At 66.1% G+C, this 14,288-nt stretch carries 5 protein-coding genes; 4 read left to right on the forward strand and 1 reads right to left on the reverse strand.

Annotated features, from left to right (window positions below):
• Position 1: 1 nt before the first annotated feature.
• Entirely contained in the window at positions 2–763 is a 762-nt protein-coding gene (locus tag VFZ66_13895) for a S1 family peptidase (GenBank protein ID HEX6290280.1), read from the reverse strand.
• Between the two features lie 949 nt (positions 764–1,712).
• On the opposite strand from VFZ66_13895, the gene VFZ66_13900 reads away from it, so the two are divergent.
• The 4 genes from VFZ66_13900 to VFZ66_13915 all read left to right on the forward strand — a co-directional run.
• Entirely contained in the window at positions 1,713–3,023 is a 1,311-nt protein-coding gene (locus VFZ66_13900) for a glycosyltransferase (GenBank protein ID HEX6290281.1), read from the forward strand.
• On the forward strand, positions 3,016–9,030 hold the full coding sequence (locus VFZ66_13905; GenBank protein HEX6290282.1) for an SDR family NAD(P)-dependent oxidoreductase: 6,015 nt from the start codon (positions 3,016–3,018) through the stop codon (positions 9,028–9,030). The genes VFZ66_13900 and VFZ66_13905 overlap by 8 nt, the downstream gene beginning before the upstream one ends.
• Before the next feature lies 1 nt (position 9,031).
• Positions 9,032–11,440, forward strand: coding sequence for a penicillin acylase family protein (locus tag VFZ66_13910; GenBank protein ID HEX6290283.1), 2,409 nt, complete (start codon positions 9,032–9,034; stop codon positions 11,438–11,440).
• A 235-nt stretch (positions 11,441–11,675) separates the two neighbouring features.
• A partial coding sequence (locus tag VFZ66_13915) for a condensation domain-containing protein (protein HEX6290284.1) occupies positions 11,676–14,288 on the forward strand: 2,613 nt, incomplete at its 3' end.

A 14,288-nucleotide genomic window follows, 5' to 3' on the forward strand; every position in this document is an offset into this window, starting at 1 on the left:
CTTACGGCAGCGCGTTGTTGGCCGCGAGGAACGAGAGCGTCGCCTCGATGTCGGTGCGCCACGCATAATCGTTGCCCTTGCAGTGCGGAGCCATACCGAACGAGTTGACCGCGACGATGATGTCGGTGTCGGAGTACAGGATCGGGCCGCCGGAGTCGCCGGAGCAGTTGCCGCCACGATCATCGCCAGGATTGTTGGTCGTCATCAGGTTGTAGCCGTCGGTCAGGTGGCTGCGCAGGTTGATCAGGTCCGAGGTCGCCTGGTAGCGCGTGATCACCGACTCGTAGCGCGGCTTGCGGCTCTGGAGGCCATAGCCTACGGTGGTGAACGACACGTCCTGCGTTCCGCGCCGCGTCGCCAGATCGTCGAGGAAGCCCTGCTCGGCCAGCGTGCCGTACTCAGTGATCGGCGCGTCTTCAACCAGGCGCACAAAGCCGACATCGTAGGTGATCGGGAAGCTCGCGAAGTCGTCGTACTGCGGATGCGCGACCGGCTCGCCCCAGGTGCCGCCAGCCAGGGGATAGCCCACGGCGCGCAGCTCCTCGACCGTCGACTCGAACCAGACCTGTACGGAGGCCGCGCCATAGACGCAGTGCCCCGCCGTCAAGAAGATTCGTGGAGAGATCAGCGAGCCGCTGCAACGCCACTGCGGCGTCCCAGCCTCGTCAAACGCAACCATGATGCCGACGTAGGGGTGGGCATCGCCATCGGGCTCGCCATAGTTAATGGCGTACGCTGGGACAACCAGTGCCAGCAGGAGCATGAGAACTGCTGGAACGATGACGCACCTTCGCATGTGTTCCTCCTTAGTATGGGGAAAGGAATAAGCGGTTAAGGCGATTGTACAGGAGTCTGCAAAAAGTGCAAACGGCTCGCATATTTTTTGTGGAGAGCAAAGAGCTGAGGGTGGAGAACAAAGGAGCCAACGATCAAAAGAACAAAGGAGAGGTTGAAACGTTGCTCGCCTGGTCGTGTGTTCCTCTATTCCCCTGTTCCCTGGAAAGCCGTCATCGCCATATTGACAGGAGGTGCGGAGTCCTTTATAATGGCCCTACTATCAAATTATTTTTACCCAATTCTGTCAATCGTTTAGATAGCCCAGCACAGAAAAACAGCACTCAGTATCAGGACTATCTGCTTCATCGCCTGTACAAACAGTGTACACAGTAAAAGTAAATCTCCTTATACAATAGACGCAGGCGATAGCCATTAGACGGCTGCTGTCAAGCCAAAAGATACCGGAAGCGTATACCAGTCAGAGTGCGCTTACCAAAGCATCTATCATCCTGATGCGGCAAGCGCTGCGCTGCCTGAACGCTAGTTTGAGCTAGAGATCTCGGATCTGCGCCGCTCCATTGCTCGTGCCGAATCAAAGAACCTTTTTGGAACAGCGGTCCTGTGATTCTGCACCAGCGAGAGGAATGGTTGGGGTTTCCCCCACACCCCCGGTTCTACGGCGCGCACGCAGATCGCGCGGCCCCGTATGGTCGAACGCATCCATCACACACGTTACGCACGCCGGGCCGAGCTTTCGTGCCTCTGCTCGCGCACCAGACGTGCTGAATCCAGCTAGCCTGGCATCTCACGCCTTTCACACTATAGCGATCCACCCACATGATCATGACGAGCCACGCTATAGCCCCTGAGCGTACATCCGCAGCCATAGGAACACGCATGTCGGATCAATGTTTGCTGAGCACGGAGCGCGCGCCGTGCGGGTAGTCCTCACCAACTTTGGCTCGACCGGCGATGTGCAGCCGCTGCTCGCGCTGGCCGTCGAGCTACGCCGCAACGGCCATCAGCCGATCGTCGCGGTTGCGCCGAACTTCGGGCCGTGGATCGAGCAGTTTGGCTTGCGCTGCACCCCTGTGGGGCCGGACACGCAGGACGCGCTGCGCACCGCGATCACGACGCGCGTCGAGATGGGCGAGTTCTTCCGCTCCGTGGACGAGATTCGCGCCTTTCTCGGCCCGCTGGTCGCGTCGCTGCCGCAGGTCTTCGCCGATCTCCGCGCGATCTGCCGCGACGCAGACGTGCTGGTCTGTGGCGCGACGCAGCCCGCCGGGCGGATGATCCACGAGCTGACCGGCATCCCGTTCGTCTCGTTGTTCCTGGGCCATCCGGGCGCGCTGGGCACCGCCGCGATGCAGCAGGCGCGCTTCTCGCTGATCAACCCCTTCCGCGCCGAGCTTGGCCTGCCGCCGCTGCACGATCCGCTGACCAGCTACCACTCGCCGCAGCTAGCGCTCTACGCGATGAGTCGCCACGTCGTGCCGCCCGCCGCGAGCTGGCCGCTGCACTACCTTATGACCGGCTACTTCTTCCTCGACGATGAGCGCTGGCAGCCCTCGGCGGCGCTGGCCGAGTTTATCGCCGCCGCCGAGCCGCCGGTCGTCTTCTCGTTCGGCAGCATGACCCACGCCGATCCGCAGGCGTTCACCGCGCTGGTGCTGGAGACGGTGCGGCGCGTCGGCTGCCGCGCGATCATCCAGAAGGGCTGGAGCGGCCTCGATGCGCGCGATCTGCCGCCCGATGTGTTCATGGCCGAGTACGTGCCGCACGCCTGGCTCTTCCCACGGGCGGCGTGTGTGATCCATCACGGCGGCGCGGGCACCTGTGCCGCCGCGCTGCGCGCGGGCGTGCCCAGCCTGATCCTGCCGCACAACGCCGATCAGCCGCTCTGGGCGCAGACCCTCCACGAGCTTGGCTGCGCCGGGCCGGTCATGGCCTACGGCGACATCAGCGCCGAGCGGCTGAGCCGGGCGCTCACCACGATCCTCAGCACGCTGTGCTATCGCGAGGCTGCCGCTGCGCTAGGGCAGCAGATCCGGGCCGAGCATGGCGTGAAAAAGGCCCGCCAGTCGATCGAAGAGCTGGTCGCCAGGGCTGGCCTGCACGGGCCGACTCCCGCAGACGCTCCGGTGCCCGCCGATCTGGCGGACGATCGCCAGGCCAAGCCGAATCGACGACAGCTCTATCAACAACGACAGCGCGCACGCAGACAAGGAGTAGACGATGAGTAGCATCGATGATGCGACCTCCTACGATAATAGCTCGGACATTGCGATCATCGGCATGGCTGGCCGGTTTCCCGGCGCGAACGATCTCGATACGTTCTGGCAGAATCTTTGCAACGGCGTCGAATCGATCGCGCGGCTGACCGACGACGAGCTGCGCGCGGCGGGCGTGAATCCCGCGCTGATCGAGCATCCGAGCTACGTCAAGGCCGCGCCGATCCTCGACGAGATCGAGGGCTTCGACGCGGGCTTCTTCGGCTACTCGCCGCGCGAGGCCGACCTGATGGACCCGCAGCAGCGGCTCTTCTTGGAGTGCGCCTGGCAGGCGCTCGAAGACGGGGGCTACAACCCGCACAGCTACGATGGCTTGATCGGCGTGTACGGCGGGGCCAAGACCAGCACCTATCTCTTCAACCTCTTTGCCAACCGGCGCGTCGTCGAGTCGCTTGACATCACCGAGATCGGCATCGGCAACGATCTCGCCAACCTGACCACCCGCGTCTCCTACAAGCTCAACCTGAAAGGGCCGAGCTACGCGATTCACACGGCCTGCTCGACCTCGCTGGTGGCGATCCATCTGGCCTGTCAAAGCCTGCTGGTCGATGAGTGCCAGATGGCGCTGGCGGGCGGCGTGTCGATCAACGTGCCTCACAAGGCGGGCTACCTCTACCAGCACGGCGGCATCCTCTCGCCTGACGGCCACTGCCGCCCGTTTAGCGCCGACGCGCAGGGCACGCTCTTCGGCAGCGGCGTGGGCGTGGTGCTGCTCAAGCGCCTGCAAGACGCGCTCGACGACGGCGATACGATCTACGCGGTGATCAAAGGCACGGCGACCAACAACGACGGCGCGCTCAAGGCCAGCTTCACCGCGCCCGGCGTCGAGGGCCAGGTCGAGGTGATCGCCTGTGCGCTGGCGAATGCTGGCGTGCGGCCACGCGCGATCTCCTACGTCGAGGCGCACGGCACCGGCACCACGCTGGGCGACGCGATCGAGGTCCTGGCGCTGACCAGAGCCTTTCGCTCGGCGAAGCAGCGCCAGTACTGCGCGCTCGGCTCGGTCAAAAGCAACATCGGCCACCTCGACACCGCCGCCGGAATCTCCAGCCTGATCAAAACCGTGCTGGCGCTCAGGCACAAGCAGATCCCGCCCAGCCTGCACTTCGACCAGCCCAATCCTAAGATCGATTTTGCCAATAGCCCGTTCTATGTCAACACCGCGCTGAGCGACTGGCCGAGCGCTGACGGGCCGCGCCGCGCTGGCGTAAGCTCCTTCGGCTTCGGCAGCACCAACGCGCATGTGATCCTCGAAGAAGCGCCGCAGCCAGAGCCGTCCGATCCCGCCGCGCCGTGGCAACTGCTGCTGCTCTCGGCCCGCTCCGACGCCGCGCTTGAGACGATGACCGAGAATCTGGCCGCGCATCTGCGGGCACATCCTGAGCAAAACCTGGCCGATGTGGTCTACACCTTGCAGATCGGACGGCAGGCGTTCAGCCATCGCCGCGCGCTGGTCTGCCGCGACCGCCAGGACGCGCTCGATGCGCTGGAGTCGCACGATGCCCAGCGGCTGCTGACCAGCGCTCAGGAGAGCAGCGACCGCCCGGTGGTCTTCATGTTCAGCGGCCAGGGCGCGCAGTATCCCGACATGGCCCGCGAGCTGTACGAAACCGAGCCGAACTTTCGGGCGCAGGTCGATCGCTGCTGTGATCTGCTCCTGCCGCATCTTGGCTGCGACCTGCGCGAGCTGCTGTATCCCGCCGGGGCCGATACCGCCGCAGCCGAGCGGCTGAATCAGACGGCGTTTGCCCAGCCCGCGCTGTTCGTGATCGAGTACGCGCTGGCGCAGCTCTGGATGAGCTGGGGCATCCAGCCCGTCGCCATGATCGGTCACTCGATCGGCGAGTATGTGGCGGCGACACTGGCGGGCGTGCTCTCGCTTGAGGACGCGCTGGCGCTGGTCGCGGCGCGCGGCAGGCTGATGCAAGCGCTGCCCGGCGGATCGATGCTAGCGGTCTTCCTGGCCGAGCACGAGCTACGCCCGATGCTCCACGGCGTGCCCTCCGGGCCTGGTACCCGCGATCTGGCGCTGGCGGCGGTGAACGGGCCTCGGCACTGCGTCGTTTCGGGGCCGGATGCGGCGATCACTGCGCTGGAGCGGCAGCTTAGCGCGCAGGGCGTCGAGTGGCGGCGGCTGCATACCTCGCACGCCTTCCACTCGGCGATGATGGAGCCGATGGTCGATCAGTTTCGCGCCGAGGTTGCGCGCGTGACGCTGCACGAGCCGACGATGCCCTATCTCTCGAACGTCACCGGCACCTGGATCACTGCCGCGCAGGCGGCGGATGCCAATTACTGGACGCGGCATCTGCGGCAGACGGTCTTGTTCAGCGCGGGCATTCAAGAGCTGCTCAAGGAGCCCGATCGGATCTTTCTTGAGCTGGGGCCGGGCAACACGCTCAGCACGTTTGTCCGGCAGCACGCCGAGCGCCACGCGGGCCAGGAGGCGCTTGCATCGCTGCGCCACCCGCAGGATCGACAGCCGGATGTCGCGTTTGCGCGCGCGACGCTGGGACGGCTCTGGCTGGCGGGCGTCGAGATCGACTGGCGGGCCGTGCACGGCGACGCGCGGCGGCTGCGGGTGCCGCTGCCGACCTATCCCTTCGAGCGGCAGCGCTTCTGGATCGACGCGGATAGCCCGCTGCACGAGCTGAATCTGCAACAGATGTTGCCGAGCGCCAAGGCGGAGCTGAGCGACTGGTTCTACCTGCCCTCGTGGAAGCGCTCGATGCTGCCGCTGCGGGTACAGCCCGCCGCGCTGGCTGCGCAGCCGCAGCGCTGGCTGGTGCTGCTCGACGGCTATGGCCTGGGCGCTGGCATCGCGCTGCGGTTGGAGCAGGCCCGGCAGCAGGTGGTGCGCGTTGTGCCGGGGCCGGAGTTCCGCAGCCTGGGCGCTGGCAGCTATACGATCAATCCCCAGCGGCCCGAAGACTATGCCGCGCTGCTGGCGGATCTCCGTCAGCAGGAGCTTGTGCCCGACCGCGTGGTCCACTGCTGGGGTGTCACCTTCGACGAGCAGGCGCGGGCCTGGAGCATGCACTTCGATCAGTCGCAGGCGCTCGGCTTCTACAGCCTGCTCTTCCTGATCCAGGCGCTCGGCGGCAACGCGCTCGATACGCTGCACCTCGACGTGATCAGCAGCGGGCTGCACAACATCACCGGCATGGAGCTGCTCTCGCCCGACAAGGCGACGCTGCTGGGCGCGTGCCGGGTGATCCCGCAGGAGTATCCCAGAGTCCGCTGCCGCAGCATCGACGTGGCGCTGCCTGAGGCGCAGCCATCGGCGGCGCTGATCGACCAACTGCTGGCCGAGGTCTGCTCGTCCTCCGCCGACAGCGTGATCGCCTACCGGGGCGCGCATCGCTGGGCACAAAGCTTCGCGCCGGTCCAGCTTGAGCCGCCGAGCGGCACGCGGCTGCGCGAGCAGGGCGTGTATCTGATCACGGGCGGTCTGGGCGGCGTCGGGCTGATCATCGCCGAGCATCTGGCGCGCACCGTCAGGGCAAAGCTGGTGCTGGTCGGACGCTCGCCGCTGCCGGAGCGCGCCGCTTGGGAGCACTACCTCGCCACGCACGATGCCGACGACAGCGTGAGCCGCAAGCTGCGCAGCCTGCAAGCGCTCGAAGCGCATGGGGCCGAGGTCGCAGCCTTCAGCGCCGACGTGACCGATCTGGCGCAGATGCGCGCGGCGATCGAGCAGAGCATCGAGCGCTTCGGCACGATCCACGGCATCATTCACGCCGCCGGTGTCGCGGGCGGTGGCCTGATCCAGCTCAAGACCGCCGAGGCCGCCGAGGCCGTGCTGGCTCCCAAGACGCGCGGCACGCTGACTCTGGCGGCGTCGGCGCAGGGCCTCGATCTTGACTTCCTGGCGCTCTTCTCGTCGCTGACGGGCGTCGTCGGCGAGTTCGGCCAGGTGGATTACTGCGCCGCGAACGCCTTTCTGGATGCCTTCGCGCAGTGGCATACCGCGACCAGCGGCACGTTTACGGTGTCGATCAACTGGGATACCTGGCAGGAAACCGGCATGGCGGTCAGCGCCGCGCTGCCGCCTGAGCTGCGCCAGATCCGCGAGCATGTGATCGAGGGCGGTCTGTCGCCTGCGGAGGGCGCGGAGGCATTCGACCGGATTCTGGCGCACAGCACCGTGCCGCAAGTTCTGGTATCGACGCACGATCTGGAGCGGCGCATCGCCAACATCCAGGCGCTGACCCAAAAGCTGCTGGCGCAGGCGATGGACGCGGCGCTGCCGAGCGGCCCGGCGCATCCACGGCCCAACCTGCAAACGCTGTACGTCGCGCCGCGCAACGAGTTCGAGCAGAATCTCGCGCTGGTCTGGCAGCAGGTCCTCGGCATCGAGCAGGTCGGCGTCCACGACGATTTCTTCCAGCTTGGCGGTCACTCGCTGCTGATCACCCAGTTGCTCAACCGGCTGCACACGATCTACCCGATCGACATTCCGATCCGCAGCCTCTTTGAGAACCCGACCGTCGCGGGCATGGCGCTGCTGGTCGAGGAGCGCTACGCAGAGGCGCTGCGCACGCAGGCCAGGCCGCTGACCGAGCAGATCCGCGACGCGGCCAGCCCGGAGCGCGCCGCGCTGCTTGAGGTCTATCTGCGCCGCAAGATCGCCCAGGCGCTGCTGATCGATGAGGCGGCGATCCCGGCGGACGGCAGCCTGGCCGACCTGGATATTGAGTCGATCACCTCGGACCTGCTGTGGAACTTTCACCAGGATTATCGCCTGCAAATGTTCCCCAACGAGGTCCGCCGCATGCGCACGATCGGCGAGATGGCGCGGCATGCCTCGGCGGAGCTTGAGCGCCTGTGGTACGGCCCGCGGGTCGAGGACGATCCGACCGGCTCGCTCTACGACTACTACGAGTCGCTGGCGCTGCCCCGGCGCTCCGAGCAAAGCCCGTTCAGCACGCCGACGCGCAAAAATCCGAGCATGATCTTCGTCCATGCCAGCCCGCGCTCCGGCTCGACGCTCTTCCGCGTGATGCTGGCGGGCCATCCCGCGCTCTTCTCGCCGCCGGAGATGGATATTCTGCGCTGCGAGGGCATGCACGCCTGGATGCGCGGCCTGCGCGACGCCAACTACGGCTACGGCTTCTCGTGGGCGACGCAGGGCCTACAATGGACCTTCACCGAGCTGCTGGGCCTCGACGCCGATGGCACGAAAGCCTACATGGAAGATCTGGCCGACTGCGACGTGCCGATTCAGGAGGTCTATGCCGAGATCCAGCGGCGGGCCAGCCCACGGACCCTGGTGGATAAGTCGCCGCAGTACAGCCTGCGCCTGGACACGCTCAAGCGCGCCGAGGAGCTGTTTGACCGGCCCAGGTATGTCCATCTGGTGCGGCATCCCTACTCGGTGATCGAGTCGCTGGTGCGGGTGCGCTTCTACACCTTCTTCGGGCCGGTGATCTACGGACGCGACGACGTCGACCCGCATGTCGTCGCCGAGAAAGTCTGGGTCATGTGTAACCAGAATATGCTCGATTTCTTCAAGCAGATCGATCCCGCGCGCTATCACTTCGTGCGCTACGAGGATCTGGTCAGCCAGCCGCGCCGCGTGATGCAGGACGTGTGCGATTTTCTGGAGCTGCCCTTCGACGAGGCCGTGCTGCAACCGTACGATCACCGCAAAGAGCGGATGATCAGCGGCATCGGCGATCCCAACATCCTGCGCCACAACACAATCGAGTCGGCGCTCGGCGAGGCCTGGCGCTCGATCCACCTGCCGCGTCGCCTGGGCGCGCACGCGCGGCGGCTGGCGGCGGAGCTCCAGTACGAGCTGCCAGCGGAGGCCGCGCTGCCCGCAGCGAGCGTCGTGCCGCTGGCTCCCTCGGCCCTCGACGATCCCGAACACTTGAACACTCTGCTGCAAACGGTCCAAAGCCTGTCCGACGCCGAAGTGCAGGCGCTGCTCGGACAGCTTGAAGGAGGCAACTAACATGCGGCGCTTGAAACAAGCCCTGAAAATCATCGGCCTGCTGCTGCTGGTGCTGGCGATCCTGGTCGCGGGCGGCGGCACCTGGATGATCCGCCGCGCCTGGCCCAGCACCAGCGGCACGCTGAAGCTGGCGGGCCTGCAATCGCCGGTCGAGATCCACCGCGATCAGTATGGCATCCTCAATATCTACGCGCAGAACGAGCACGATCTCTTCTTCGCGCAGGGCTACGCTCATGCCCAGGATCGGCTCTGGCAGATGGAATTCGTCCGCAGCATCGCCAGCGGTCGGCTGAGCACCCACGTCGGCCAGCGCGGCGTCGGCTCCGATCAGCTCACCCGTACGATCGGCTACCGCCGCGCGGCGCAGAAGGAGTGGGATCTGATGGATGCCGACGCGCGCGCGATTCTGGAGTGGTACGCCAAGGGTGTGAACGCCTACATCGAGACGCATCGCGGCAGCCTGCCGCTTGAGTACACGATCCTGGGCAGCACGCCGCAGCCATGGGAGCCGCTCGATACGCTTGCCTGGGGCAAGGTGCTCAGCTTCAGCCTCAGCGGCAACCACCGGCTGGAAATGCTGCGCGCGGCGCTGATCGCCTCGGTAGGGCCGGAGGTGACGGCGCAGGTGCTGCCGTCCTACGAGAACGACAAGCCGATCATCGTCGCCTCGGAGGCGTCCTACGACGGCCTGAAAACGGCGCGCCTGACCGGACTTGAGGAGTTCGACCAGTGGATCGGCGATCCGTACGCGGTCTGGGGCAGCAACAACTGGGTGGTCAGCGGCAGCCGCAGCGCGAGCGGGAAGGCGCTGCTGGCGAACGACACGCATCTCGGCCTGGGGCTGCCCTCGTCATGGTACGCCAACGGCCTGCACGGCGGGCGCTTCAACGTGGTCGGCTTTACCTTCGCGGGCGTGCCCGGCGTGATCATCGGCCACAACGAGCGCATCGCCTGGGGCGTCTCGAACATGAACCCCGACACGCAGGATCTTTACCTTGAGAAGCTGGACGATCCCAAGCAGCCGACCAAGTACGAGTTCGAGAATGCCTGGCACGACGTGCAGGTGCTCGACGAGACGATCGAGGTCAAGGGCGGCGCTCCCGTGCAGCTTAAGGTCCGGCTCACGCGCCACGGCCCGCTGGTCAACGAGGTGCTGGGCGATCTTGACAAGTCCGAGCCGATAGCGCTCCGCTGGACCGTGCTCGAAGGCACGTCGCTCTTCCAGTCGGTGAAGCAGGTCAGCCTGGCGCAAAACTGGGACGAGTTCCGGCAGGCGCTGAGCTTCTGGGAATCGCCCAGCCAGAACTTTGTCTATGCCGACGTAGAGGGCAATATCGGCTACCAGGCGACAGGCAAGATCCCGATCCGCCCGGCCAACGACCAGGGCCTGGTGCCGATGCCGGGCTGGACCGGCGAGAACGAGTGGCAGGGCTATATCCCGTTCGAGGACTTGCCCGCCAGCTTCAACCCGCGTCCCGGCTTCATCGCCACGGCCAACAACAAAGTCGCCGAGGACTCGTATCCGCACAAGCTGGCGTACGACTGGGACCCCGGCTATCGCGCCAAGCGCATCAGCGATCTGCTCAGCGCCGACGATCAGATCAGCCTTGAGGACATACAGACGATCCAGGCCGATACGCTTTCGCTGCCCGCCGAGGCGCTGGTGCCGTATCTTCAGGCGCTCCAGCCGGAGAACGATCTCCAGGCACGTGCTCTGGAGCAGGTGAAAGCCTGGGACGCGCGCTACGAGACAGATCGCGTCGGCGCGTCGATCTATCAGGTCTGGTACTGGCATCTGCTCAAGAATACGCTGCACGACGAGCTGGGCGATGAGACGACCGATCGCTATCTGACGGGGCAGTACGAGCGCCACGGCACGTTCCAGGTGCCGATGATGATCGGCATGATGAAGCAGACCGATCATCCCTGGTTCGACGATAAGGACACGCCCGCCAAGGAGCAGCGTGACGACATCGCGCGCCGCAGCCTTGCGGATGCGCTCGCCTGGCTCAGCGAGCGCTACGGCAATGATCCCGCCGGGTGGACCTGGGGCCGCCTGCACACGATCACGTTCCAGTCGCAGGCCTTTGGCGGTCACTGGCTGCTGAAGTATTTTTACAACAGCCGTGCGGTCCCGGCGCGCGGCGATAACTTCACGGTCAACGCGGCATCGTTCCGCTACAACCGGCCCTTCGCGATGGTCCACGGCACGTCGCAGCGGCTGATCATCGATCTAAGCAACTTCGACAACTCGCTGGCGATCGGCCCCACGGGGCAAAGCGGACATGTGTTCCATCCCAATACCATGAACATGATCGATCTGTGGCAGAACGTGGAATATCTGCCGCTGCCCTTCTCGAAAGCGGCGGTCGAGGCGCGTACCACGAGTAAGCTCGTGCTGACGCCGTAGCTGCCCAGCATGTCTGAAAGGGCGGATTGATGATTGAATCATCGTCTGGCGCACGTCGGTAGGGGCGTATGCCATACGCCCCAGGGCACGGCACCGCCGTGCCCCTACGATCCTCCCGATTTTTTTGGAAAGGTTTATCGATCCGCCCCTTGCGTTTCCTCTGCCGTCCGTCGGCGCTGACTCGTCGCATTGCCATCCCGTCTCAGTGGGCCTAGCGGCCAAGGATAATCCCCCCATGAACGATCTCCGGCAAGACATCGCGGACCTCTCCCCAGAGCGACGGCGGCTGCTTGAGCTGCTGCGCCGCCAGCAGGAGCAGCACGATCGTGGACGAATCCGCCCGCTCCCACGCACGAGCGGCCCGAACAGCTTTCCGCTCTCGTTTGCGCAGCGGCGCCTGTGGTTCATCGATCAGTTCCAGCCGGAGAGCACGGCCTATAACATGCTGTCGGCGCTGCGCCTGACGGGTCCGCTGGATGCCACGGCGCTGGCTCGTGCGCTCAACGAGATCGTTGCCCGGCACGAGAGTCTGCGCACGACCTTTGCCCAGAGCGCAGCCGCCCTCGACGGCCAGCCGGTCCAGGTGATCGCGCCCGCGCTGACGATCGAGCTGCCGGTCATCGATCTGCACCCAGAGGGTACCCGGCTGACCGCCGCTGAGCGTGAGTCTGCCGTGCAGCGCCACGTGCTGGCGCAGGCGCAGCAGCCGTTCGATCTCCAGGCGGGGCCGCTGCTGCGCGCCGCGCTGCTGCGCCTGCACCATGCCATGCCGGGTGCCATGCCGGGTGCCCTTCGGGCATGGCACCCGGCACCCGGTACCCGGAGCGAGCATGTGCTGGTGCTGGTGATGCATCATATCGTCGCGGATGGCTGGTCGCAGGGTGTGCTGATCCGCGAGCTTACGACGCTCTACCGCGCCTTTGCCGCCGGACAGGTATCGCCGCTGGGCCCGGTGGGCACGCCGCTGCCGATCCAGTACGCCGACTTCGCCGTGTGGCAGCGGCAGTGGTTGCAGGGTGAGGTGCTGGAGCGGCAGCTCGCCTACTGGCGACAGCAGCTCGCCGATCTGCCCACGCTGCACCTGCCGACGGATCACCCGCGCGCCGCCATGCAGACGATCACCGGGGCGCGGCAGATCCACACGCTCACGCCGAAGCTGACGGCGGCGCTCAAGGCGCTGAGCCAGCAGGAGGGCACGACGCTGTTTATGACGCTGCTGGCGGCCTTCCAGGTAGTGCTGCATCGCTACACCGGCCAGAGCGATCTCGCGGTCGGATCGGGCATCGCCAACCGCAACCGCGCCGAGATCGAGGGTCTGATCGGCTTCTTTGTCAACACGCTGGTGCTGCGGGTCAACCTGGCGGGGAATCCCTCATTCCGCGCGGCGCTCCAGCAGGTGCGCGAGGTAACGCTGGCAGCCTATGCGCATCAGGATCTGCCCTTCGAGAAATTGGTGGAGGAGCTTCAGCCGGAGCGCGATCTGAGCGCCGCGCCATTCTTCCAGGTGTCGTTCGTGCTCCAGAACGCGCCACTGCCCGCGCTGCACCTGCCGCCGCTGAAGGTCGAGCCGCTGGACACCGAGCATGTGACCACCAAGCTCGATCTATCGCTGTCGGTGGTGGAGATGGCCCAGGGCTTGCGCCTGCGGATGCAGTACAACGCCGCGCTCTTCGACGAGCCGACGATCGTGCGTATGCTGCGCCATTTCGAGCAGGTGCTCGCGGGCATCGTGGCCGACCCCGATCGGCGCATCGGCGCGCTGCCGCTGCTGACGCAGGCCGAGCAGCAGCAGATGCTCGTTGAGTGGAACGCCACGCAGCGCCCATACGAGGTTGCCTGCTTTCATGAGCTCTTTGGTGCGCATGTCGCGCAGACGCCGGAGGCGGTCGCGGCGGTATATGGCGATGAGTCGCTGAGCTACGCGGAGCTGGATCACCGCGCCAATCAACTGGCGCACGAACTCCGGCAGCGCGGCGTCGGCCGGTGCCAGCAGGACGAGGCGCGCGTCGGGCTTTGCTGTGAGCGCTCGCTCGATCTGATCGTCGGCATGCTGGGCATTCTCAAGGCGGGCGGCGCGTACGTGCCGCTCGATCCGCACTACCCGGCGCAGCGGCTCCAGTTCATGCTCCACGACTCGCAGATCGGGGTGCTGGTGACACAGGAGCGGCTGGTGGCGCAGGCTCCCGCCCACGACGCGGCGATCATCTGCCTGGATGCCGACTGGCCGCAGATCGCGCGGCAGCCGGTGACGCCGCCCGATGTGCTGCTGTCGCCCGACCATCTGGCGTATGTGATCTACACGTCGGGCTCGACCGGACGGCCCAAGGGCGTGCTCGTGACCCATCGCGGCCTGGGTAACATCGCGCTGGTCCAGCGCCAGACCGTGGGCGTTGATCGGCAGAGCCGGGTGCTGCAATTCGCCTCGTTCAGCTTCGACTCGGCGGTCTGGGAGGTCTGTATGGCGCTGCTGCGCGGCGCGACGCTGGTGCTGGCCCCGGAGGAGGCGCTGCGGCCAGGGCCGGATCTGCTGCACCTGCTGGAAGCCGAGGCGATCACCGTGGCGACGCTGCCGCCCTCGGCGCTGGCCGTGCTGCCGCCCGCTGAGCTGCCGCACCTGACGCACCTGCTGGTGGCGGGCGAAGCCTGCTCCGGCGATCTGGTGGCGCGCTGGGCACGCGGGCGGCAGATGTTCAACGGCTATGGCCCGACCGAGACGACGGTCTGTGCGACGCTGGCGGCGCTCGACGGCACGCAGCGCATCCCGCCGATCGGTCGTCCGATCGCCAACACGCGGATCTACCTGCTGGATCGGCGCGGCCAGCCGGTGCCGGTGGGCGTGCCCGGCGAG

The sequence above is a fragment of the Herpetosiphonaceae bacterium genome (assembly GCA_036374795.1).
Taxonomy (GTDB): Bacteria; Chloroflexota; Chloroflexia; order Chloroflexales; family Kallotenuaceae; genus LB3-1.

What these genes read in the sequence shown, in the direction of transcription:
- VFZ66_13910 (HEX6290283.1), top strand. Translation starts at nt 9,032, where the DNA reads ATGCGGCGCTTGAAACAAGCCCTGAAAATCATCGGCCTGCTGCTGCTG.
- VFZ66_13895 (HEX6290280.1), bottom strand. Translation starts at nt 763, where the DNA reads ATGCTCCTGCTGGCACTGGTTGTCCCAGCGTACGCCATTAACTATGGC.
- VFZ66_13905 (HEX6290282.1), top strand. Translation starts at nt 3,016, where the DNA reads ATGAGTAGCATCGATGATGCGACCTCCTACGATAATAGCTCGGACATT.